The organism is Rhizobium sp. 25PS6 (assembly GCF_032464655.1).
Lineage (GTDB): Bacteria > Pseudomonadota > Alphaproteobacteria > Rhizobiales > Rhizobiaceae > Rhizobium > Rhizobium laguerreae.
Genome location: NZ_JAWDIV010000007.1, coordinates 254,721 through 278,654, shown reverse-complemented (window position 1 = coordinate 278,654; position 23,934 = coordinate 254,721). Strand labels below are relative to the sequence as shown.

The window sequence follows — 23,934 nt, the reverse complement described above, 5'->3', positions numbered from 1 at the left end:
TGATGGCTTCTTCGCCAACGGCGTCAGCAATGGTCCGCTGTCGGCGCTATCCAGCGCTGCGGCTGGCGGCAATGGCGTCTATGCCTACGGCGGATCTGCCACCACAGGTCTCTTCCCGACCAGCACCTTTGACTCGGCAAACTATTATGCCGATGTGGTCTTCCGGCCGCAGCTCGCCGCCTGACGCGTCGAACGAGGTTAGAGACGATTTCGATGAGGCTCATAAAACGCAAATGACAGTCGCTCCGAATGCCCTCATTGACGGGATGCTGATAAACAGCATCGACCGGCTGCCGGTGACAGTGCTCTCGGGTTTTCTCGGCGCCGGCAAGACGACGCTTCTCAGCCACGTGCTGACAAATCGCGACGGCCTGCGGGTCGCCGTCATCGTCAACGATATGAGCGAAGTGAACATAGACGCCAGTCTTATCCGAGACGGCAGCTGTAACCTGTCACATACGACGGAGACGTTGATTGAGCTCAGCAATGGCTGCATATGCTGCACCCTGCGCAACGATCTCCTGACGGAAGTGCGGCGACTGGCCGAAGAGGGGCGATACGACTATCTGTTGATAGAGGGGACCGGCATTGCGGAGCCGTGCCCTATCGCGGCAACCTTTTCATTCCGCGACGAGAACGGTGTTTCGCTCTCCGATTTTGCGAAACTCGACACGATGGTGACCGTCGTCGACGCCGCAAGCCTCCTGGCCGATTACAGCAGCGCTGATCTGCTTCGCGATCGCGGCCTGCAGCGGGACGGTGACGACCGGCGCACACTCATCGACTTGTTGGTCGACCAGATCGAGTTTGCCGATATTGTCGTGATCAACAAGATCTCGGATGCGAGCGAAGAGGTCCGCGCGGAAGTCCGCAAGACGGTGGCTGCGCTCAACCCGGATGCCCGCCAGGTGGAGACGGACTTCGGCAAGATTTCTCTTGCAACCGTCCTCGACACGGGCCTCTTCGATGAAGCAAGGGCCGCCGCTCACCCGTTGTGGCACAAGGAACTCTACAATCCGGGCGACCATGTTCCGGAGACGGAGGAATACGGGGTATCGAGCTTTGTCTATCGCACGAGGCGTCCCTTCGACCCCAAGCGGTTTCGAGCATTCCTGGACGAGCCCTGGCCGGGGGTAATCCGCGCCAAAGGCCATTTCTGGCTTGCCACGCGCCCGCGTCACGTGGGTTTGATGTCGGCTGCCGGGGTGCAACGGCGCTGTGAACCTATGGGGCTCTGGTGGGCGGCCGTTCCCCGACAAGACTGGCCCAGCCATCAACAGTTTCGTCAGCATATCGAGAGCCGATGGGACAGCGCTTGGGGCGACCGTCGGCAGGAGCTCGTGTTTATCGGTGTTGATATGGACGAGACAGGCGTCCGCACCGCGTTGGACGACTGCTTGGCCAGTTCAGATCCGCGGGATTGGTCGGCTCTCGAAGATCCGTTTCCGGCCTGGTAGCACGGAACGCGGGAGTACCGGCTCGACCGGCCGGACCGGCGAGACAATACCGAACTAGAATTCCTCTTCACCCAGAGTCGGCCACTGAGCAGTAGCCGGAGGCAGCTTTGCGGCCTTGTCGGTCGGGTATGCGGTGAGGGTCATCATATCGGAGTACGGTGGATCACCCACATACCCCAGATTGCTGTCGTACATTCCCTTTCGAAAGCTGGCAGGATGAAGCCTTCCAATGGTGGTCGATGGGAAACGGGGACGCCGCTCTTGCTGAGATTTCATGTGAGGAATCGCCAATATCTAAGTACTGCCGGCGGCACGCCGAGCGTCTGTCACCCACCCTCTGTCTGGACCGCACTGCTTGGAACTGCGACCGTGGTGTCTTCAAGCACTCAGGGTCCCTACGGCTTTGCCAATCAGGGCAGCGCAACCGTCCAATCCTCCTTCTCCGGCACGGTCACATCTTCCCTGATATCATCAGGCGACATGCAATCGTCGCCCGCATCGTCGACGGCGATGCCGGCGCCTGCGGGAGATAGCGGCGCGCAAGACGGTTTCACCAAGACGGCGTCGGCTGCGACGGTGTTCCAGACGCCTTCCTCGACATTGCAACGCACCGTGCTTGCCCCGGATCCGTCCGAGGAGGCCGCGACATTGCCTGCCGCTCCCACGCTTACGGGTGTTACCACCGATGCCGACACTGGAAGCACCAAGACGGCGGCGCCGGTCAGCTCTTCCAGCAGTCTCGGCACGGCTTCGTTGCGCCTTCAGGCCTCGATAGCATCTGTCTCTGTGGAGCCGAGCCAGGACGTTTCTGCTGAGACGACCGCGGCCCCGACAGCACTGGGGGCACTGGCGGCACCGGTTTCGGCTGCGGCGACACCCAACAAGATCGCGCTCGAAAACCTGAAGCAGGGCAACCCCATCAGCGAATGGGGGCTGGAGGGCGACGGCAACGGCACCATCCAGGGCTTCGCCACCGAAATCAGCACCAATATCGGCCAGACGGTCGACTTCAAGATCGCCACGGATTCCACCCATTACCGCATCGATGTCTACCGCATGGGCTATTACGGCGGGGCAGGCGCGCGCAAGGTCGACTCGATCGAGAAATCGCTGACTACGGCGCAGATCCAGCCGCATCCGATCGTCGACATGTCGCTCGGTCTCATCGATTGCGGCAACTGGTCGGTTTCCGCCAGCTGGCAGATCCCTGCCGATGCCGTCTCGGGCGTCTATTTCGCCAAGCTGGTGCGCGAGGATGGTACCGAGGATGCAAGCATCATCCCCTTCGTCGTGCGCGACGACGCCTCCACCAGCGATATCGTCTTCCAGACATCCGATACCACCTGGCAGGCCTATAATGCCTGGGGCGGCGCTAGCCTCTATTATGGCGAAGTGCCCGTCGATCCCGCCGACATGATCGGCTACCTGCCGCCGAACTGCAGCTGCGGGCTGACCGCGATCGGCCGCGCCTCGGCCGTCAGCTACAACCGCCCGATCATCACCAATACGAGCCCGGTCGGCGGTTCGCATGATTTCATCTTCGGCGTCGAATCCTCTGCGATCTCGTGGCTGGAGCAGAACGGCTACGACGTGTCCTATATCTCGGGCGTCGATGCGACGCGCAGCGGCAGCCTGCTGCTCAACCATGATGCCTATCTCTCCGTCGGCCATGACGAATACTGGTCTGCCGAGCAGCGCGCCAATGTGGAAGCCGCGCGCGATGCCGGCGTGAACCTCGCCTTCTGGAGCGGCAACGAGGTTTACTGGAAAGTCCGCTGGGAAAGTAGCATCGACGGCAGCGGCCAGGCCTACCGCACCATGGTCTGCTACAAGGAGACCTACGGCACGAGCACGGACCCGAGCAATGTCGGCACCGGCACCTGGCGCGATCCGCGTTATGCCGATCCGGGGCAGCAGCCGGAGAATTCGCTGACGGGCACGATGTTCCAGGTGGACAGCTACCGCCAGGACACGATCTCCATCCCCTACGACTATTCGAACCTGCGCTTCTGGCGCAATACCGATGTCTCCCAGCTGAATGAAGGCGATACCTACAATCTGGTGCAGAACCTGCTCGGCTATGAATGGGATTCCGATGTCGAGAACGGATTCCGTCCGGCTGGACTGATCAACCTGTCGCTCTCTTCGGTCTCGGTGGAAACCTATCTGCGCGATTACGGCACGACGATCGGCTCTGCCGTCGCCACCCACAGCCTCACCATGTACCGGGCGGCAAGCGGCGCGCTGGTCTTCGGCGCCGGCACCGTCTTCTGGTCCTGGGGCCTGAGCGACAACCACCAGGGTCCGACAACATCGACCGATCGCAATGTGCAGCAGGCGATGGTCAACATGTTCGCGGACATGGGCATCCAGCCGACGACGCTGGATGCGAGCCTGATCCTCGCGACGCAATCGACCGACGCGCTGAAGCCCACCTCGTCGATCACGTCGCCGATCATCGGCGCCAGCTTCCTCGAAGGGCAGCACGTGACGATCACGGGTACGGCGCAGGATTTCGGCGGCGGCATCATCGCCGGTGTCGAGATCTCCACCGATGGCGGCCAGCACTGGTTCAAGGCGTCAGGCCGCGAGAACTGGAGCTATAACTGGGTCGTCCAGGCAAGCGGCACCTACACGATCCTGTCGCGCGCCGTCGACGACAGCGTCAATCTGGAAGCGCCATCGGCCGGTAAGCAGGTCACGGTCAACCTGCCGGGCACGCAGGGCCTGTGGACGCTGGCGGAAAAGCCCGCAACCGAGGTGGCGATCGATCGCGATCCCGTCGAGCTCGGCCTGCGCTTCCAGGCAACGACGGCAGGCTCGGTGCAGGGCATCCGCTTCTACAAGGGCTTCTACAATACTGGCGACCACGTCGTCAGCCTCTGGTCCGGCAACGGAACGCTGCTCGCAACCGGCGTGTCGGTGGGTGAACCGCTCTCCGGCTGGCAGACGGTAATGTTCTCCTCGCCGGTCCAGATCGCCGCCGGCACGACCTATGTGGCCTCCTATCACAGCAACGGATTCTTCTCCGTCACCGAGAACTATTTCAGCGAGCCCTATGCCAGCGGCGCGCTGAAGGCCGTCGATGGCGGCGGCGTCTTTGCCTATAGCGGCACCAGCACGTTCCCCGGTCAGAGCCCCGGCGGCTCGAACTATTGGGTGGACGTGGTCTTCGATGCCGGCCCCAACAGCCAGCCGGTCGCAACGGACGACAGCGGGCTGATTATCGGCCATAACGGAACCCTTGTTATCTCGATTGCCGCACTCGTGGCAAATGATGTCGATGCCAATGGCGATGCGCTGACCATCACCGCCGTCGGCAATGCGCTCAACGGCACGGTCGCGCTCAACACGCAGACCGGAACCATCACCTTCACGCCGGCTAACAATTATTCAGGCCCGGCAAGCTTCACCTATACGCTGTCGGACGGCCGCGGCGGCACGGATCAGGGCAATGTCAGCCTCACCGTTCAGACCGCCCCGGCCGGGGAGACGCTCTTTACGGGAAGCGAGGGGCCGACCGGCGGCAGCTTCAACGACAATACTGCGATGGAACTCGGCATGAAGTTCGTCGCTTCCTCAAACGGCACGATCTCGGGAATCCGCTATTACAAGGCTGCCGGCGATACCAGCGTGCATACAGGCTCCATCTGGAGGGCGGACGGCACGCTTGTTGCCACGGTCACCTTCACCAACGAGTCGCTCTCCGGCTGGCAGACCGCAACCTTCTCCACGCCGCTGCAGATCACGGCGGGTGCGACCTATGTCGCCTCCTATCACACGGCCGGCAGCTATGTGGCCACCGCAGGCTATTTCAACACGGCCCACACCAACGGCTCGCTGACGGCGCTCGCCGGTGCGAACGGCGTCTATGCGGTCGGATCGGGCTCGACCTTTCCGACCCAGAGCTACCAGTCGTCGAATTACTGGGTCGATGTCGTCTTCAATCAGTCCACGGGCAACACGGTGCCGGTTGCCGCCAACGACAACGGCTATACGACCTATGCCAACACGGCCCTGTCGATTGCCGCGGCCAACCTGCTTGCTAACGACAGCGATGGCGATGGCGACCCGCTGAGCATTACCGGCGCCAATGGCGCGGTGAACGGAACGGTGACCTTCAACAGCCAGACCAACACGGTGATCTTCACGCCGAACTCGGGCTATACGGGCGTCGCAAGCTTCTCCTATTCGATCTCGGACGGGCAAGGCGGCACGGCCTCGGCGACCGTCAGCCTCACGGTCAATTCGCAGCCCGGCGGCGGCACGACCTCGAGCCTGTTTACCAGCGCCGACACGTCGGGGGTTACCGCCGCCAATGACGCCAACTCGGTCGAACTTGGCGTCAAGTTCATCGCTTCCGGCAGCGGCCAGATCACGGGGCTCACCTATTACAAGAGCGCTCAGGATACCGGCACGCATGTCGGCTCGCTCTGGACCGCAGGCGGCCAGCTCCTTGGCCAGGCAAGCTTCATCAACGAGACGGCAAGCGGCTGGCAGACGGTTTCCTTCACGCAGCCGATCAATGTCACGGCCGGCGTCACCTATGTGGCGAGCTACCATTCCAACGGCTTCTATTCGGCAACGGCGAACTACTTCACGACAGACCATACGAGCGGCGCGCTGACGGCGCCGGCAAGTTCGGTCAGCGGCGGCAACGGCGTCTATGCTTATGGCACGGGCAGCCTGTTCCCGACCGCCTCCTACAATGCCAGCAATTACTGGGTGGACGTGCTCTATCAGCAGGGCGCGCAGAATGCGATTCCGGTTGCCGCCAATGACAGCGGCTACTCGACCAATACGGGCACGCCGATCACCATCCAGGCCTCGGCGTTGCTTTCAAACGACAGCGATGCCGATGGCGATCCGCTCACGATCACCGGCGTCAGCGGCGCCGTCAACGGCTCGGTCGCCTACAATGCCCAGGCCCAGACGGTGACCTTCACGCCGACCGCAGGCTATTCGGGACCGGCGAGCTTCAGCTACGCGATATCAGACGGCAAGGGCGGCACGGCCACGGCCCAGGTTGCTCTCACCATCAACAACCCGGCTGCAGGCCCGGAGCAGAACCTCTTTGCCGCCAATGCGACGCCTGCAATCGTCTCTACCAACGACAATCAGCAGGTCAATCTCGGCATGAAGTTCCAGGCCGATACGGCAGGCTGGATCACCGGCATCCGCTTCTACAAGGGTGCCGACAATACGGGCCCGCATAACGGCTATCTCTGGACTGCCTCGGGCACGCTGCTCGGCAGCGTCGCCTTCAGCAACGAAACGGCAAGCGGCTGGCAGACCGCGACACTCACCCAGCAGGTGGAGATCGCCGCGGATACGACCTACGTCGTTTCCTACAGCACCAACGGCAATTATTCGGCGACCGGCAATTACTTCAGCGCCGAAGTGACGAATGGCGACCTCAGGGCGCTCAGCGGCAGCAACGGCGTTTATGCCTATGGGTCGAGCGGGCTGTTCCCGAGCGCCAGCTATAACAGCACAAACTACTATGTTGACGTAGCATTCAGACCACAGCTCGCAGCCTAAAGCCGCGAGCATGTAAGGCCAAGCATTTGTAAAGGGTAATGAGATCGATGATGGGTGCAGACAACAGATTGCCGGTAACGGTTCTCGCCGGGTTTCTCGGCGCCGGCAAGACGACTGTCCTCAATCATGTCCTGAGCAATCGTGAGGGTCGCCGGGTTGCTGTCATCGTCAACGATATGAGCGAGGTCAACATCGATGCGGATCTCCTGCGCGAGGGCGGTGCAGACCTCTTGCGCACGGACGAGACACTGGTAGAGCTCACCAATGGATGCATCTGTTGCACCCTGCGCGACGACCTCCTGAGCGAGGTTCGCCGGCTCGCTAGCGCCGGCCGTTTCGATTATCTGCTGATCGAGGGCACCGGCATTGCCGAGCCACTGCCGGTCGCAGCCACCTTCTCCTTCCGCGACGACAGCGGGGCAGCACTCTGCGATGTCGCGCGGCTCGACACCATGGTTTCCGTCGTCGATGCGGTCAATCTTCTCGCCGATTACCAGAGCGCCGAGTTCCTTGCCGATCGCGGCGAAAGGCGTGACGGGGACGATGAGCGCAAGCTCGTCGAACTCCTCGTCGAGCAGATCGAATTTTCCGACGTCGTCATCATCAACAAGGCAGGCGATGTGCCGCCTGTAATGCTCTCGGAGGTTCGCCGGGTCGTCGCGGCGCTCAATCCGGATGCCCGCATCATCGAGGCGGTCTTCGGCCAGGTGCCGCTTCGCGCGATCATGGATACCGGGCTCTTCAGCGAGGCGAAGTCCGCCCGCCATCCGTTCTGGCACAAGGAGCTTTACGGCTGGGGCGACCACGTGCCGGAGACCGAGGAATACGGCATTGCGAGCTTCGTCTATCGCAGCCGCCGGCCTTTCGATCCCGCGCGGCTGAGCCGGGTCATCGAGCAGCCATTGCCTGGCATCATCAGGGCGAAAGGGCATTTCTGGCTGGCGACCCGGCCGGACGAGATCGGCCTGCTGTCGATTGCCGGCACGCAATGCCGCATCGAGAACAGGGGGTTCTGGTGGGCCTCGGTGCCGCGGGCGCACTGGCCGCGGCATCCGCAATTCCGCCAGTTGCTTGACCGGCATTGGGACGATGTCTGGGGCGACCGTCGTCAGGAACTGGTCTTCATCGGCTCCGGCTTCGACGAGGCGGCGATCCGTGCCGCGCTCGACGATTGCCTGGCCGGGGAGGAGACGGGTTTCGATCCGCAGACCGCCATCGGCCTTCGCGATCCGTTTCCGGCATGGCGGCACGATACTCACGCGTCGGACCGAAAAGTGTGAAGCGGTTTTCGGATAATCCGATGTGTCGACTCAAAGGTGAACAGGTTTTGATTATCAACCAGAGGAGAGAACAATGAGCAACGAACTTTATGCAGATGGCATCGGCGAGATCACCATCACGGGAACGATCGTACGCATCGACCTGATGTCGCTCTCGGCCACCGATCGTGACGCCAACAACAATCCGAAGCCGGTCTTCCGCCAGCGCATCATCATGCCGGTCGATGCCTTCGCCAATGCCGTCGATCTCATGCAGAAGGCGCTTGGCGGGTTAGTCGAGGCGGGTGCGGTCCGTCGCATCGGCGATATGCCAGCTGCGGCTGCTGCCGATATTCAGACGGTGCAGGCCGGCGCTTCGAACGCCTCGCCGAACTTCAACTGATAAAACAAATATTGCCTCGGTCTCGTATTGTTTCGGGTGGGCCATGAGTGGTTTTCTGCATACCAACCTGCACTGTCTTGCACTGGTCGCGCGTCATCACGGCGTCGATCTTGCTCCTGAACGACTGCAGCACGATTATGCCGTCGGCAACGATCCCGTTGCCATGCGGCAGCTGCTGCGCATGGCCAAGGATGCCGGCCTCAGGGCAAGGCATCTGACGCTCGACTGGCGATCCCTGTTCCAACTCGGCGAGGCCTTCCCGGTGCTCGCCGAGCTGACGAACGGCAACTGGGTGGTCATCGCCGGCGCTGTCGGGAGCGGGGAGGATGAGAGAATCCGCGTTCTCGACCCGCTGGCATCACGTGCCGAAGTGATGATGCTCAGCGAAGAGCAGTTCGCCAAGGCCTGGCTCGGATCGGTGATCCTGCTGAAGCGCAACTATCGCATGTCCGATGAGGACCGGCCCTTCGGCTTCCGCTGGTTCGTCCCCGAGATCATCAAGCAGCGCAGCTTCTTCCGCGACGTTGCGCTCGCCGCCTTCGTGCTCTACGGGCTGGGGCTGACGACGCCGATCTTCTTTCAGCTCGTCATCGACAAGGTGCTGGTGCATCAGAGCTATGCGACGCTGACGGTTTTGACGGCGGGCATTGCGATCGCGCTCGTCTTCGACGCGACCTTCACCTTCCTGCGCCGCTATCTGCTGCTCTATGCGACGAACAGGATCGACATCCGCGTCGCGACCCGCACCTTCGGCCATCTGCTCAACCTGCCGATCGCGCTCTTCGAGCAGGCCTCGGCCGGCGTTCTCGTTAAGCATATGCAGCAGACCGGGCGCATCCGCGAATTCCTGACCGGCCGGCTCTTTCTCACGCTCCTGGACGGCGTTTCGCTCCTGGTCTTCGTGCCGATTCTGCTTCTCTACAGCGTCAAGCTGACGCTTGTCGTGCTCGGTTTCGCCGCCCTCGTCGGGCTCGTGGTGATGATGCTCGTCGGGCCGTTCCAGCGCCGGTTGCAGGCGCTCTACCAGGCCGAAGGCGACCGGCAGGCATTGCTGGTGGAAACCGTGCACGGCATGCGCACCGTCAAATCGCTGGCGCTGGAGCCGCGCCAACGCAAGGTGTGGGACGATTATTCGGCGCAGTCGATCTCCGTGCGTTTCCGGGTCGACAAGATCTCGACCATCGCCCAGGCGATGACCGGACTGCTGGAGAAGCTGATGAGCGTTGCCATCATCGGCCTCGGCGCGCTCGATGTCTTTAGCGGAGCGATGACGATCGGCGCGCTGGTCGCCTTCAATATGCTCGCCGGCCGGGTCTCGGGACCACTGGTGCAGATCGTCACCATGGTGCACGAATATCAGGAAGTCGCGCTCTCCGTGCGGATGCTCGGCGAGATCATGAACCAGCGGCCGGAGCAGGCGGGCCGCGGGCGAGGTGTTCGGCCGCATTTGCAGGGCCGCATCGAATTCGACAGGGTCAGCTTCCGTTACGGCCCGGATAGCGCGCCGGCGCTCGACAATGTCTCCTTCGCCATTCCGGCGGGCTGCCTCTTCGGCGTGGTCGGCAAGAGCGGCTCGGGCAAGACGACGATCACAAGGCTCATCCAGGGGCTCTATCAGAGCCAGGAAGGCCTCGTGCGCATGGATGGCTATGACAGCCGCGAGATCGACCTCGTGCATCTGAGAACGAGCATCGGCGTCGTGCTGCAGGATAGTTTCCTGTTTCGTGGCTCGGTGCGCGAGAATATCGCCGCCGCCAAGCCCGATGCCAGCATCGAGGAGATCATGGAAGTCGCCCGCATCGCCGGCGCCGAGGAGTTCATCGAGCGCCTGCCGCGCGGCTTTGACACGATGCTGGAGGAAAACGCCTCCAACCTGTCAGGCGGCCAGAAGCAGCGGCTTGCCATTGCCCGCGCGCTGATCACCGATCCGAAGCTGTTGATCTTCGACGAGGCGACGAGCGCGCTCGACCCCGACAGCGAGGCGATCATCCGCGAGAATCTGAGCCGCATCGCTGCCGGCCGCACCGTCATCATCGTCTCGCACCGGCTTTCGACGCTCGTCGATGCCGATGCCATTCTCGTCATCGATCGTGGCAAGGTCGCCGATATCGGCCGGCACGATCAGCTTGTATCGCGCTGCATGACCTATCGCCATCTGTGGTCCCAGCAGATGAGGCAGGTCGCATGAACGCGCACACCAGAAAACCCAGCGAAAACCTGCCGGTCCCTTCAGGCAATGGCCCTTCAGACAAGGTCCCTTCAGGCAAGGGCCCCTCAGGGAAGGGCAGGGAGCTCACCGCCCGCCCGCCGTTGCCGCCTGCAATTGCCGAATTCCAGTCCGACGCCGTCGAGTTGGAGGAACGCGCTCCGCCGCGCATTGCACGGATGACGCTCTACTGCGTGACGGCGCTGATTGCCGCCGCGATCATCTGGGCCTCGGTCTCGTCGATCGACGAGGTGGTGATTGCGCCCGGCAAGCTCGTCACCACCCAGCCGACGATCGTCGTCCAGCCGCTCGAAACCTCGATCATCCGCACGATCGAGGTGAAGGCCGGCGAAGTGGTGCATGCCGGGCAGACGCTCGCGACCCTCGACGCCACGTTTAGCCAGGCCGATGTCGACCAGCAGCAGGCGAAGTTCGCCGCCCTCGACGCCCAGGTGAGGCGCATCGAGGCCGAGCTTGCCGGCGACGACTACATGAAGATGGCGGGAGATACGCCCGACCAGGTGCTGCAGGCGCAGCTCTTCGGCCAGCGACAGGCCTTCTACATGGCTCAGCTGCAGAATTTCGAGCAGCAGATCGCCGGCCAGTCAGCCGCTCTTGCGGCGAGCAGGAACCAGGAGGCGGTGCTCAACGACAGGCGCGATGGGCTCTCGCAGATCGAGGCAGCGCGGGAGCGGCTCTATAACAAGCAGAGCGGCTCGCTGATCACGCTGCTCGGCTCGCGTGACGCCCGCCTCGACGTCGAGTCCGACCTGACCGCCGTCCGCGGCCGGGCCGACGAGGCCGCCCACACCTATGCCAAGCTCCGAGCCGACCGCCAGGCTTTCATCGAGGATTTCCGCCGCGCCGCAATGGAGCAGCTGGTGGAGTTGCGCGGCCAGCGCGACATGGCTGACGAGGAACTGAAAAAGATGGAACTGCGCCGCAACATGGTGGCGCTGACCGCACCCGCCGATGCCGTCGTGCTCGATCTCGCCCAGCGCTCGGTCGGTTCAGTGGTGCGCGAGGCGGAACCGGTCGTGACGCTGGTGCCGATCAACGTGCCCCTCGAAGCCGAAGTCTCGATCAACACCCGCGACATCGGCCGCGTCGCCGTCGGCAAGGAAGCCCGCATCAAGCTCGACGCCTATCCCTTCCAGAAATACGGCACCGCCTCGGGCGAGGTGAGAACCATCAGCCAGGACACCTTCCTCACCGGCCAACAGGAGCAGACAGAGACCCCGAGCCAGCCGGCCGCCCCCTTCTTCAAGGCGCGGATCCTGCTTGCCGATACCCGGCTGAATGCCGCAGGTATGCCGGTACGGCTGCTGCCCGGCATGACCGTGTCCACGGAAATCAAGGTCGGCAACCGTACGGTGATCTCCTATTTCCTGTATCCGCTGCTGCGTGGCCTCGATAACGCAATACGCGAACCGTAGAACGCGGCGGATCAGTTTGCCCCGACGAGATCCCGAGTGAGCTTCGAGGCAGATATTTCGCATCTCATAGCTACGCCTGACCTGTCCGTATGTCGGTGAAGTCGGATTTTGCCCTCGGAAGCGCGAGAGCATCGAGGCCGCTCGTCCGGATCACAGCCGGCGAACGTGTCGTGTGCTTAAGTTCATAACATGCGCCGCCGAGACCAGCGTCGTCCGACCGTCGATGACCTCATAAAATCTCGATCCGCTGCAGGTCGCGCTCGCTCAGCGCTATCAGTCCCATCCGCAATCTCCACCGTCATCAAACCCGGGGAAAGTGACATTCCAACTTTGAATAAACAGGACACTTTAGCTTTGCGGTGGAGAATCTGTCCCAAGCGCATCATGCCGTTTTGAGGGTAGGGGATCATGCCCCGTCTTGCAAATGTGTGAGGAAGACCTCGGCCGGCGTTCGATAGCCGAGGCACTTTCTCGGCTGGTCATTGAGCTGACGGGCGAGCTGGATCAGGTCATGTTGCGAGACGGCCGTCAGGTCCGTCTCGCCTGGCATGAAGCGATGAATGCGCTTGTTGGTGTTTTCCACTGCGCCTTTCTGCCACGTGCGCTGGGATCGCAGAACCAGCTGCGAGCGCCGATGCCATCTTCCAAAGCCCTGAATCCGGCAAACTCCGTGCCGCGGTCGAAGGTGAAGCTCTGGCGTGCGAATGCCGGCAAAGGAGAGAATGCTTCGATGATCTTGTCCATGATCGGCCGCGAGTGCCGGCTCTGGTTCTTGATCATCACGGTATAGCGGCTTTTGCGTTCGACCAATGAGGTGAGGTTGGCGGGAGCCATATCACGTCGGCAGATCAGCAGGTCGCCCTCCCAATGGCCGAACTGCGATCGATCCTCAATAAAATCAGGCCGTTGCGATATCTTGTAGGCTCCAGGAAACACGCTGTCGCGTGGCTTCCTGGCGCCGCGAGCACGGCGTTTGCGGCGCGCTTCGGGCAAGTAGCGATAGAGACCCAACCCATAATCTTCCTTGCCATAGACGAAGCGATAGATCGTTTCGGCGCAAATCCGAACGACACTGAGGCCGTCCGCCCATAGGCGGCCAGCGATCTGCTCGGGCGACCAGGAGGCCTGCAATCTGTCAACGACCAGTTCGCGCAATTGCGGATGCCGTCTGAGCTTGCGCAGGCGTTGCCGCCGGTCTTTGGCGATGTCGTTGGCAACCATCGAGTAATAGCCGCTATATTCGGGGAGTTCGCGATCATGAAACGTATTGCGCCGGATCTCGCGATAGATCGTCGAACGGTGTCGTCCGAGCTGGCGCGCCATCTCATTGACCGGCACCTTACGTTCGACAAGCTGGTGCAGACGGCGCCGGTCGGCGAGGGTCAATTGCAAATAGCATCGAGACATCCAAAATCTCCAAAGGGAAGCCATTGTTTTTCTGGCATGTCGCACTTGGAAATAGAATGTACCCCGGCTACACGCATTTGCGGCGTAACGGATATTATGGAACATCACTGGAGTGTTAGGCCCACGTCGATCGCGCCGACGTCACTTACGGTCATTTGGAAATGGATTTCGCGGATTGCGTAGCTCAACCCCCACTGCCGCATCCGGGCGGTCCTCGAACGTCCGCTCGACCATTTTGGTATCGAAGTCTACGAAAGACCCTTGAAACCGCGCTGGAAAATGTCGGCCTGCGCTCCGACTATCTCGACCGCTTCCCAAGCAGCTTTCGGACGGCGAGCGCCAGTGTATAGCCATCGCCCGCGCGCTGCTGGTTAATCCAAAGCTCTTGATCTGCGATGAAATCCTCTCGGCGCTCGCTCAAGGAAAACATGCTCATGCTCTTCGCTCGAGCTCGCCGTCGTACAACAGCTCGCCGATACCGACACGCCGCATCGCCTCAGCAAAGACCACTACGCGTCCCGCCCACCCGCCATGCTACATCAAAGGCCGGCCGGCATCGGCTGCCCGCTCGCCGGCCGCTGTCCCCGGCAGGTCGGGAGCCGACACGCCGGCGAACGAGAGCTTCAGGACCTTCGTCAACGCCTGGCCGCCCGATCCATTCAGACGGATCAACCCCTGAAACGCTGATCAACACACCACCGGACGCTTACTGAATAGGCCTGACTCCGGTCGATCCTGCAGGAATTTGCCGAAGGGCTGGCGAGCTCGCACCTTGAACGAGGAGCTGTTACCCTGTGAAAGGTAACAGCTAGTAGCCGGTCATCTCGAGATATCCGACGCCTGACGTAGAGCCCCTGAAGTTGATCGGTCCCTCCCAATAAGGCGTCGAAGTCGCCATCCAGGACTGGTCGTTCAACGGTCTGGTCGTGATATCGAGTGACTTACCCGGCACGCGTATACGCCACTCTACCGGCATTTGGCGGCCATCGACGGTTGCGTTCCGAGTTGGCTGCAGTTGGATGTCATCTTTCGACAGAGGTGTCGTTCGCCCGTCCGCGGATATCCAGTTCGCGGAGATGAACCCGTCCTTGTCGTCACGAAGGCGGAAAGCCATCAGTTTCTCGCCGGAATTCAGGTGCAGTGAGAACCAGTCCCAGCCCGTCTGATTGGACGCAAGCGGCTGCGACGACCACTCCCGGTCCAGCCAAGCTTTGCCGGTGACCTTAACCGGCGATCCGGACGTCGTGATCGTCCCCGCCACCTCATAGAAAGGCTGTGAGTAGTAGTAGCTCGCCTGTCCGTTCGCCGACTTTACCGAAAAGCCTTTGTCACCCTGAAGAACGAGTGGCCCATTGGCCTTGAGGTTTAAGGTATATCTGAAGTCCGGCCCGTCGGCGAAGGCTGAAAGGTTGCCAAAGGTGTCCGAGCCGCTTTGCTCAGTGTCCTCCATCCGCCAGTCGTCTATCCAGGCGCGAAAAGGCGTTGCCTGAACGCCCGCCTGCCCGACGCCTCCCCGGCCCAAGCGCTCCGCAACATAGTGATGGCCCTGGGTGGTGATCGCTGCATGCCCGATCCAGACTTGCGGATCTGCGAAACCTGTCTTGTTTCCTGGAGCCAGCGCAGAGCGAAACAGCGTCCACTGCGCACCATATTGCTTGCCATCATCACCGTTGAGATTGGCGGTCACATACCACCACTCAATGCGGTAATCAGGATGAGCGCCGTGGTCGGTGGGGAAAGAAAGACCATTGCCACGCTCCGGGATCGCGAAACCTTGCGCATCCGATCCCAATCCGGCGAAGCCCTGTGCGAACGCCTGACCGCTTATGCAGATCATAGCTGCCGCCATCAGGAGGGACGCCAACTTTCTAACGTTCATTGGCGAAAATCCTCAGCAGGTCCGCAGGATTAATCGAGGCCAGACGCCGAACCGGCACCAGCACCGACAGCGATGCCGCTATGAAGGCGATTGCTCCCAGCCAAAGCCAATCCATTGGAAACACCATCATTGGCAATCGCCAACCGAAGGCCTCCACGTTCACAATCTCAAGTAGTACCCACGCCAGGGCAAGACCGACCGGGACGGCCGCCACAAATGTTGTGAACCAGAGCGCAAGTGTCCGGGCAACCTCATAAAGCGCCAGATCCCGTCGCCGCACACCCATGGCCCACGCCGGCGCCAGTTGAGGAAGCCGAATACCGGACAGTGTCAGAAGACTTGAGAACATGGCAAATCCTGCCACAGCAAGAGTGAGGACGTTTAACGCGCCCGTCACCTTGAATGTCTGGTCGAAGATCGCTCTCGATTGTCGCTTGAGCGAAGCCTGGTCAACGATCGCGGTATCCGACAGACCAAACTCCTCGACCAACTGGCGCTTGAGAACCTGAGCTCGCTCGGGAGCCACTCGGACCCCGTAGCGAAGTTTCGGGACATCGGGGTAATGATCGACCAGGGTATTGATCCCGACGATCACTTGCCCTTTCGGGTTCCCATAGTCAGAGTACACGCCGGCCACGGTTACACTCCAACCTCCAGGCATGACCAATGGCTGGCCGAGCTTGGCTTCGCCGCGACGCCACATCTGTTCGTTGATGAGGGCGCCCTGACCGGTGGCGACCTTGTCCCAAACGTCATTGTCGGACGCAATCAAAGGCCAGTGCTCTCGGTAAGTTGGGTCGTCCGCGACACCAAAGATCTGGATCTGTTCGCCAAGCACCCCACCGTCCACACTCCAGATGGGCAGGACTGCCGTCGAGCGTTGCGGAAGCCAGGCTCGGAGCCGTGCAGCTTCCTCTTCATCCTTGGCCGTCACGTAAAGCTCGGCGGCCAGCCGTTGATCCAGCCAGCCGATGAACGTCAGCCGGAAACTGGATACCATCGTGCCGACGCCGATGTTCGCCGACAATGCCAGTAGCAGAGCCATCAAAGCCAGCGACAGGCCGGGAAGCTGTATGCGGGTGTCTGCCCAGAACCATTCCATCAGGGCGCTCCGCGCCGTTCGCTGCGCTGCGGTCAGGATGACCGCAAGAAGTCCAGGCAGGATCAGAGCTGTTCCCAGAAGCAGGCAGCCAAGAACCGCAAAGCCCGCTACCAGCCCGGACGCTGTAATCGCAAGGACAGCCGCCAAGACCAGCAGAAATCCGCCGATTCCCGCCTGATAGGCAAGGGACCCAGCGGATTGTCTCGCCCACGCCCGCGGCTGGGCGGCAGCCAAAATCGGCAGCTTCCAAACCCGCCACAGGCTCTGAGCTGACGAGACAGCGGTTCCTCCGAGAGCAATTGCCAGTCCAGCCAACCACCATTCCGGCCGAATGGAAAGCGAGCCTGACACATTCGCGCCATAGAGGCCCCTGAGGGTGGCGGCGACACCCGGCATCAGAAGCCATGCAATGACGTAGCCGAGTATGACGCCGATCAACCCGGATATCAGCGCCAGCATCGAAAGCTCGATCAGGAGCATCGTGGTCAATGCTCGAAGGGAGACACCAAGCGATCGAAGTGTACGAAAAGTGCCTCGACGCTGCTCGAAGCTCAGGCCGGTGGCCGAATACACGATGAAGAGCCCGACGATGAACGATAGGAACCCGAAGGCGGTCAAGTTGAGGTGAAAGCTGTCGGTGAGGCGAGCGACGTTTGGTTGTTCCGCCGGTTCGCGGATCGCCAATCTCGCCTGATCGATTGCTTCGGGGGAAATCTTTTGATCGGCTGCGACCACCAGGCGGTCGATTTTTCCGTGCTTCTCGAGCAATCGATCGGCGACCGCTATATCGACGAAGGCAGCGCCGTCGGGAACGTTGCCATTGATTTTGATGCTCATGTTCGTGGTGCCACGAAGCCGCTCGGCAGTTGCGCTCGACACGAGCAACTGTCCGCTGGCTGAAAAGAAGGCGGATAGATCTGAACCGCTGGCGATCGTCGCATTCTGGGTGTCCCTTGGCATCGTCAGAGGCTCGATGCCGACCAAACGGACCCTTATGCTTCCGAAGCGGTAGCTGCCCTCAATCACGGGCGAAACATTCAGACCCGCTCGACGCACGCTGCCATAGACCTCAGTCGCTATGCCGTCACGGTCCTTGGCAACGATCTGCCGGAGGTTGCCTTGCTCAAGAACTGATGTTGCCCGGGTATAGCTCGCTCTCGCCTCGGCGTTGATAGCCTGAACACCGGACCAGAGCGCTGTCGCAAGCGCAATCCCCATGACCAGTGTGAGAAGCTGGAGAGGTCTCCGACGCCAGTGTGACAGCAGGGCTACGAATGCAACGAAGTTCATTCGGCAATCTTCCCACCGCGAAGGACCACCGTCCGGTCCAGACGAGCAGCAAGCCTCGTGGAGTGAGTGACGAGAAGCAGAGCCGATCCCACTGTCCGGGCGAGATTGAGCATCAGATCGAGGACGGCATCGCCCGTCTGCTCATCCAGGTTGCCGGTTGGCTCGTCCGCAAGGATGAGAGGAGGTCGAGCAGCCAATGTTCGCCCGATTGCAACGCGCTGCTGTTGCCCTCCGGAAAGCTGCTCGGGATATCGGGCGGTGTATTCTTCCAGCCCCAGTTCCTCGATCAACTGCCTTTCCCAAGCGTGATCGTACCGGTTTGCAAGCTTGGCGTGAAATGAAATGTTGGCTGCGACGCTCAGGGATGGGATGAGGTTAAACTGTTGAAAAATCAGGCCGACCCTCGTTCGCCGGTATCGGGCCCGTTCGGTTTCTGCAGATAGCGCCAGATCGCTACCATCCATCACGACAGAGCCGCTGTCTGCACGGTCGAGCCCGCCTGCCAGATGCAGCAATGTGCTTTTGCCACTGCCGGACTCTCCGGTGAGCGCAACACTTTCGCCCGCAGCGACTTCCAAATCGATGCCCTTCAGGATTTCGATCGGACCCTCGGCAGTGGAATAGGATTTTCTGACGCCTGCGAGGGTGAGGATCATTTCGGTCTCTCGAGCACGGGGTTTGCAGAATGCAAAGACCTCGGGTCACCTAAGAACTTTCGAGAGGGATCGCAAGATCCGTGCGACAGCACAAAAACAGGAGATTCCTTGTCATTGCTTGATCACTAGCCACTATAAGCGGTCAAGTTCAGCCTGAAATGTGGACCTTGCGAGAGCCGAGCTACCGCTCAACGCGGGCTGCCGCCTCGTATGTCTGGCGTCCGAGGGTGCCGCTGGACACTATGACGGTCGCTACTCCAACGCATGATGTCATTCGTGCCGGCTGGCTGCAATCGTGATCGGATCATCCCTCGTCCGTGCCTGCGGCCAACAGCATGATGGAGACGGACAGCAGATCTGACAATCGGCGCTTTCTATCGGGGCCGGCAAGAGTGCCGGAGGCGGGCTCGTATCAATGGCCTCACGACTCACGGATGCCTTGCCTCATCGCGGCAATGTCGGCGAGCACCGAAAGGGCAAGGGAGGTCGCGTCGCGCGCCGGGCCGAACAGCCCGATCGGTGCCTTGATGCGATCGATGTCGGTCCTGGCAAAACCAGATCTCGTCAGCAATTCGACACGCCTGCTGTGCGTTTTCATGCTGCCCAGGGCACCGATGTAGAACGCCGGCGAGCTGAGCGCCAGTCCGAGAAGCGGCGCTTCAGCCTCGAGATCATGATGCAAAAGCACCACGGCCGTGAAGGCGTCAATCATTTTCGCGACATAGTGGGGATTGCCGTTCTCGATCCGGATCACATCGTAGCCCAGGATCGTTGCACAGCGCGCCGTGGCCCGCGCCTCGAGCGAACGACCCGAGATCAGGATGCGGGTTCGCGGAAGGAATACCGACAGAAACTCGTCTTCAAACCAACCAGATTGAACAGGCGGATCCACTGCCACGAGAGACTGATTGGACGGCACATAACGAAGGCCAACCGGCTGCCTCCGTTCCAGGCGTTCGAGGACAAGCCGGATCGCAGAAATGTCGCGCAAGACATGGATTGCAACGGTGATGCCGCCGCCGCACGGCAGGGCCATGTCGAAGAAGGGAGAGCCTTGGCCGAACATCACCATGCGATCCCGACCCTCGGCAATCGCAAGGAGTGCGTCGAAAGCAACCGCAGCCTCCACACAGCCGCCGGAGACATAGCCGCAGTAGCTGCCGTCAACTGCGACCGCAAGCAACGAACCCAACGAGCGAGCCGCCCCGCCTCGAATGTCGACGAGTGTTGCGATCGCAACCTCTCCTCGATCGAAGCATTCAACGGCAAAGCGAAAAATCTCTGACGAATCGTCCGACATCCTCGCTTGGACGGGTGCAGGAAGCGGGGTGATGGCTACCATCTCGTTCATATCAGATCCTCTCGAGGTCCGGAGCAACGGCAGGTTTTCTTCGTCTTGAAGGGGGCATCGGCAACCGTGGGGTCAGGCTGCCGATGCGGGGGAACCCGGTCCTTGGTTGTGGGGGATGAAGGAACCGGTCCGACCGAAATCTAGCGCGAACTTGTCTGATGGATTTGTCAGTGATCGCGCACTTTGTATCAATCTGTCACACATCCGCGGAGGGCGCGCTCGCCCGCGGAGAACCTCAGCGGACCGTCGATGACATAAATCAAGCGCCACTTCGCCCGCAAAAGTCAGTTAGACGGACCTGCCTGCTGCACGGGAGGCGCCTTCGAAGCCACCTCGTCGAGGCTCCATGGTCCCGGGCCGGCGGCAGCGATGTAGAGGAAGAGGAAGCAGAACAACATTGCGGTCTCGCCGCCGTTGAGGGCGGGAAAGAAGCCTTGTGAACCGTGTCCAATAAAATAAGCAAAGGCCATCTGGCCGGAGAGCAGGAAAGCGACCTGGCGAGAAAACAGGCCAATCGCCAGAAGCACACCACCGATGACTTCAAGAAAGCCGGCCGCCAGAAGCAGCGCATTCAGCGGGTATTCGAACGGCGCCGGCCAACCGAACAATTTCATTATTCCATGCGTGAAGAATGATGTGGCGGCGATGATGCGCAGGACGCTCAGCAATTGCGGCGCGGCGCCATGGAGAAATGCCATCTGCATGTTCGTGATCCTCATCTGGCGAAGCGTATTCAAGAAAGTCGAAGAGTGCGGCTTCGCGGGCGCCGCTCGCCGACGGTCGATATGCTCTTCTATTCGGCGGGAGCGCTTACTCCCGCATCCGCGTAAGGCTTGGGATGCGGTCCGCGGCTGAACAATCGCCGGGTCACGATGAAGAGCATGGGGATGAACAATATGCCGAGGACCGTCGCCGATATCATGCCGCCCATGACACCTATACCGATCGAGTTTTGGGAACCGGAACCCGCGCCGTCGGCGATGGCGAGCGGGAGGACGCCAAGGATGAAAGCGAAGGATGTCATCAGGATCGGCCGCAACCGCTGGCGCGCGGCCTCAAGCGTCGCCTCCACCAATCCCTTCCCGCCGGCTTCCTCGGTAATGGCAAATTCCACGATCAGGATGGCGTTCTTCGCCGCAAGACCGATCGTCGTCAAAAGCCCGACCTTGAAATAGACGTCATTGGCCTGTCCGAAAGTACTTGCCGCGACCAGTGCCCCGAAGACTCCGACAGGAATGGCAAGCATGACGGAGACTGGCACCGTCCAGCTCTCGTAGAGCGCCGCAAGCGCCAGGAAGACGACCACGACGGAAATGGCATAGAGGTATGCGGCCTGATTGCCGGAAAGCCGTTCCTGAGCCGAAAGGCTCGTCCATTGGTGCGAAAAACCCGCAGGCAGCTCTCCCACCATGCGGTCGATCTCCGCCATCGCCTGACCTGAGCTTATTCCTACGGCCGCCGCGCCCTGAAGCTGTACCGCTGACACGCCATTGTATCGCTCAAGCCGCGGCGAGCCGTAATCCCACCGTCCTGTCGAGAAGACCGAAATCGGCACCATCTCCCCGCGATCGTTGCGGACATGCCAGCGATCGAAATCGGCAGGCTGCATGCGAAAAGACGCATCAGACTGGACATAGACACGTTTGACCCGCCCGCGGTCGACGAAGTCGCTCACATAGCTGCCTCCCCAAGCCGTCGACAGCGTCGCATCGATATCGGAAAGCGTAATGCCGAGCGCGCTCGCCCGCCCACGATCGATCGAAACGGAATATTGCGGTGTATCCTCCTGGCCATTCGGCCTGGTGCCCGACAACCTCTCATTCGCCGCAGCTGTCCTCAGAAATTGGTTGCGAGCCGCCATCAGCGCCTCATGCCCGGCGCCACCGGTGTCACGTAGGAAGAAATCGAAGCCGCTATTGTTTCCGAAGCCCGGCAGGGCGGGTGGCGACAAGGCAATGACACGCGCATCGCGAATTGCGCCGAAGGCTGCCATCGCACGTCCGGCAATCGCCTGCGCAGAGGCTTCGGGTTCCGAGCGCTGATCGAAATCCTTCAAAGCGACGAACACTGTCGCAACATTTTGACCTTGGCCACCGAAGCTGAAGCCGGTAGCGCCGAATACGCCGTCGACGTAGCTTGCCTCGCTGGTCAGGTAGTATTCGAGCACCTGGTCCAGCACCCGCCGCGTCCGGTCAGCCGTCGCTCCCGGCGGAAGCTGGATAGAGGTCATCAGTCTGCCTTGGTCCTCCTCTGGCAGAAAAGCGGTCGGCAACCTCGCGAAAAGCAGGACGGTCGCGCCCGATAGCGCCGCAAACAGGACGAGCGCCACGCCGATCCGGCGGACGATCGAAAGCGTGGCGCGCCGGTAAAGTGCGGTGAACCTCTGGAAGCCGGCATTGAACCAGCGAAACGGCGCGGCCTTTTCGGATCCGGATCCGGGCGGCCTGAGGATCGTGGCGCAAAGCGCCGGCGTGAAAACCAGGGCCACCAGCACGGAAAGCACCATTGCCGAGACGATAGTGATCGAGAACTGCCGGTAGATGATTCCAACAGAACCAGAGAAGAAGGCCATGGGGATGAAAACCGCCGACAGCACGGTCGTGATACCGATCAGGGCGCCGCTGATTTCACCCATGGACTTCAAGGTCGCCTCGCGCGGTCCGAGCCCCTCTTCTTCCATGACCCGCTCGACATTCTCGACGACGACGATCGCGTCATCAACGAGAAGGCCGATCGCAAGAACGATGCCGAACATGGTGAGTGTGTTGATCGAGTATCCGAACACAGCCATGACAGCAAACGTCCCCAACAGCACCACAGGTACCGCAAGCGTCGGGATGATCGTCGCGCGCAGGTTCTGCAGGAAAACGAACATGACGATGAAGACGAGGATGACAGCCTCGATCAATGTCACCACGACGCTCTCGATCGACAGGCGCACGAAAGGAGACGTGTCGAGGGGATATTTGACCTCTACGCCTGGGGGGAAGCTACCTCTGTAGCTTTCGATCTCGGCGCGCACCGCCTCTGCAGCTTCAAGCGCATTTGCGCCGGCCGCCAGGCGGAAGCCGACGCCTGCGGAGGGATGACCGCTATAGGTTCCGCTCGTGGTATAACTCTCGGAGCCAAGTTCGACCTCAGCAACGTCATTCAATGTCACGACCGAGCCATCGGAAGCGCGCGCGAGGATGATTGCCTCGAACTGCTCCTTGCTCTGGAGACGGCTTCCCGCAGTCACGGTGGCATTGAGCTGTTGGCCCTGCCGCTGCGGCAGAGCCCCGAATTGACCGGCGGCCACCTGCGTGTTTTGCGCTCTGATCGCTTGCGTCACATCAGTGACCATAAGCCCATGCTGGGCGAGCCGGTCGGGGTCAAGCCAGATGCGCATGGCATAGCGGGAGGAGCCAAGCAGTTGCACCTCGCCAATGCCTGGCACGCGCCGCAACGAGTCCATGAGGGAGCTGTCGACAAAGTCGGCGATATCCGTTCCGGACAGACTGTCGTCCTCAGACAGGAAGGAGGCGATCAGGAAGAAACTGGACGTCGACTTCGATACCGTCAGCCCCGTGTCCTGGACCGCGCTCGGCAAACGTGCCTGGACGAGCTGGAGATTGTTCTGGACCTGCATCTGTGCGACATCGGGGTCGGCGGCGCTCGTAAAGGTCAATGTGATCGACGCCTCGCCGGTGGAGGATGAGTTCGAGGACGCATAGTCCAGATTTTCGATGCCCGTCATGCCCTGCTCGATCACCTTAGTCACCGAGTCCTCGACGGTCTTCGCGTCGGCGCCCGGATAATTGGCGGTGATGCGAACCGATGTGGGAGCAATCTGCGGATACTGCGATATGGACAAGGTCGTGATTGCGATCGCGCCTGTCATCATGACGGCGATTGCAAGCACCCATGCGAAGATCGGGCGGCTGATGAAGAAACGCGACATGGCGCCG

The 23,934-nt window shown here is 61.2% G+C and carries 13 protein-coding genes and 1 pseudogene; 7 read left to right on the top strand and 7 right to left on the bottom strand.

Going from position 1 to position 23,934, the window contains the following annotated elements; genetic code table 11:
- The 7 genes from RWK44_RS12950 to RWK44_RS12920 all read left to right on the top strand — a co-directional run.
- A partial coding sequence (locus RWK44_RS12950) for a DUF4082 domain-containing protein (RefSeq protein ID WP_316028886.1) occupies positions 1 to 184 on the top strand: 184 nt, incomplete at its 5' end.
- 49 nt (positions 185 to 233) lie between these two features.
- Positions 234 to 1,457: a GTP-binding protein gene (locus RWK44_RS12945; protein ID WP_316028885.1), complete on the top strand. Its 1,224-nt coding sequence runs from the start codon at positions 234 to 236 to the stop codon at positions 1,455 to 1,457.
- 216 nt (positions 1,458 to 1,673) lie between these two features.
- Positions 1,674 to 6,998 carry a DUF4082 domain-containing protein gene (locus RWK44_RS12940; protein ID WP_316028884.1) on the top strand — a complete coding sequence of 1,775 codons (5,325 nt, stop codon included), beginning with the start codon at positions 1,674 to 1,676 and terminating at the stop codon, positions 6,996 to 6,998.
- Positions 6,999 to 7,045: 47 nt separating this feature from the next.
- The gene (locus RWK44_RS12935; RefSeq protein WP_131665647.1) at positions 7,046 to 8,278 is read left to right on the top strand and encodes a GTP-binding protein; all 1,233 of its coding nucleotides are present in this window, start codon (positions 7,046 to 7,048) and stop codon (positions 8,276 to 8,278) included.
- Positions 8,279 to 8,351: 73 nt separating this feature from the next.
- Positions 8,352 to 8,660 (top strand): hypothetical protein, encoded by a 309-nt coding sequence (locus RWK44_RS12930; RefSeq protein WP_003549393.1) that lies wholly within the window; start codon positions 8,352 to 8,354, stop codon positions 8,658 to 8,660.
- Positions 8,661 to 8,703: 43 nt separating this feature from the next.
- A complete protein-coding gene (locus RWK44_RS12925) occupies positions 8,704 to 10,848 on the top strand; it encodes a peptidase domain-containing ABC transporter (RefSeq protein ID WP_131665648.1) in 2,145 nt (714 codons plus the stop codon).
- Complete coding sequence (locus RWK44_RS12920) at positions 10,845 to 12,302, top strand: HlyD family type I secretion periplasmic adaptor subunit (protein ID WP_131665649.1); 1,458 nt, start codon at positions 10,845 to 10,847, stop codon at positions 12,300 to 12,302. The genes RWK44_RS12925 and RWK44_RS12920 overlap by 4 nt, the downstream gene beginning before the upstream one ends.
- 406 nt (positions 12,303 to 12,708) lie before the next feature.
- Here RWK44_RS12920 and RWK44_RS12910 read toward each other — a convergent pair.
- From RWK44_RS12910 to RWK44_RS12880, 7 genes and pseudogenes are all read right to left on the bottom strand, one after another.
- Positions 12,709 to 13,709, bottom strand: a pseudogene (locus RWK44_RS12910) (IS30 family transposase).
- A gap of 808 nt (positions 13,710 to 14,517) precedes the next feature.
- Entirely contained in the window at positions 14,518 to 15,588 is a 1,071-nt protein-coding gene (locus RWK44_RS12905) for a lipocalin-like domain-containing protein (protein WP_131665768.1), read from the bottom strand.
- Complete coding sequence (locus RWK44_RS12900; RefSeq protein WP_316028883.1) at positions 15,578 to 17,980, bottom strand: ABC transporter permease; 2,403 nt, start codon at positions 17,978 to 17,980, stop codon at positions 15,578 to 15,580. The genes RWK44_RS12905 and RWK44_RS12900 overlap by 11 nt, the downstream gene beginning before the upstream one ends.
- Positions 17,977 to 18,636: an ABC transporter ATP-binding protein gene (locus tag RWK44_RS12895; RefSeq protein WP_131641876.1), complete on the bottom strand. Its 660-nt coding sequence runs from the start codon at positions 18,634 to 18,636 to the stop codon at positions 17,977 to 17,979. Before RWK44_RS12895 ends, RWK44_RS12900 begins: the two co-directional genes overlap by 4 nt.
- Positions 18,637 to 19,057: 421 nt before the next feature.
- Positions 19,058 to 19,987 carry an XdhC family protein gene (locus RWK44_RS12890; protein ID WP_222011542.1) on the bottom strand — a complete coding sequence of 310 codons (930 nt, stop codon included), beginning with the start codon at positions 19,985 to 19,987 and terminating at the stop codon, positions 19,058 to 19,060.
- 284 nt (positions 19,988 to 20,271) lie between these two features.
- Positions 20,272 to 20,691 (bottom strand): DoxX family protein, encoded by a 420-nt coding sequence (locus RWK44_RS12885; protein ID WP_316028882.1) that lies wholly within the window; start codon positions 20,689 to 20,691, stop codon positions 20,272 to 20,274.
- An 89-nt stretch (positions 20,692 to 20,780) separates the two neighbouring features.
- Positions 20,781 to 23,927: an efflux RND transporter permease subunit gene (locus tag RWK44_RS12880; RefSeq protein WP_316028881.1), complete on the bottom strand. Its 3,147-nt coding sequence runs from the start codon at positions 23,925 to 23,927 to the stop codon at positions 20,781 to 20,783.
- Positions 23,928 to 23,934 lie beyond the last annotated feature (7 nt).

Coding starts and splice junctions, on each gene's coding strand:
- RWK44_RS12945 (WP_316028885.1), top strand. CDS start 234: ATGACAGTCGCTCCGAATGCCCTCATTGACGGGATGCTGATAAACAGC.
- RWK44_RS12940 (WP_316028884.1), top strand. CDS start 1,674: ATGAAGCCTTCCAATGGTGGTCGATGGGAAACGGGGACGCCGCTCTTG.
- RWK44_RS12935 (WP_131665647.1), top strand. CDS start 7,046: ATGATGGGTGCAGACAACAGATTGCCGGTAACGGTTCTCGCCGGGTTT.
- RWK44_RS12930 (WP_003549393.1), top strand. CDS start 8,352: ATGAGCAACGAACTTTATGCAGATGGCATCGGCGAGATCACCATCACG.
- RWK44_RS12925 (WP_131665648.1), top strand. CDS start 8,704: ATGAGTGGTTTTCTGCATACCAACCTGCACTGTCTTGCACTGGTCGCG.
- RWK44_RS12920 (WP_131665649.1), top strand. CDS start 10,845: ATGAACGCGCACACCAGAAAACCCAGCGAAAACCTGCCGGTCCCTTCA.
- RWK44_RS12905 (WP_131665768.1), bottom strand. CDS start 15,588: ATGAACGTTAGAAAGTTGGCGTCCCTCCTGATGGCGGCAGCTATGATC.
- RWK44_RS12900 (WP_316028883.1), bottom strand. CDS start 17,980: ATGAACTTCGTTGCATTCGTAGCCCTGCTGTCACACTGGCGTCGGAGA.
- RWK44_RS12895 (WP_131641876.1), bottom strand. CDS start 18,636: ATGATCCTCACCCTCGCAGGCGTCAGAAAATCCTATTCCACTGCCGAG.
- RWK44_RS12890 (WP_222011542.1), bottom strand. CDS start 19,987: ATGAACGAGATGGTAGCCATCACCCCGCTTCCTGCACCCGTCCAAGCG.
- RWK44_RS12885 (WP_316028882.1), bottom strand. CDS start 20,691: ATGCAGATGGCATTTCTCCATGGCGCCGCGCCGCAATTGCTGAGCGTC.
- RWK44_RS12880 (WP_316028881.1), bottom strand. CDS start 23,927: ATGTCGCGTTTCTTCATCAGCCGCCCGATCTTCGCATGGGTGCTTGCA.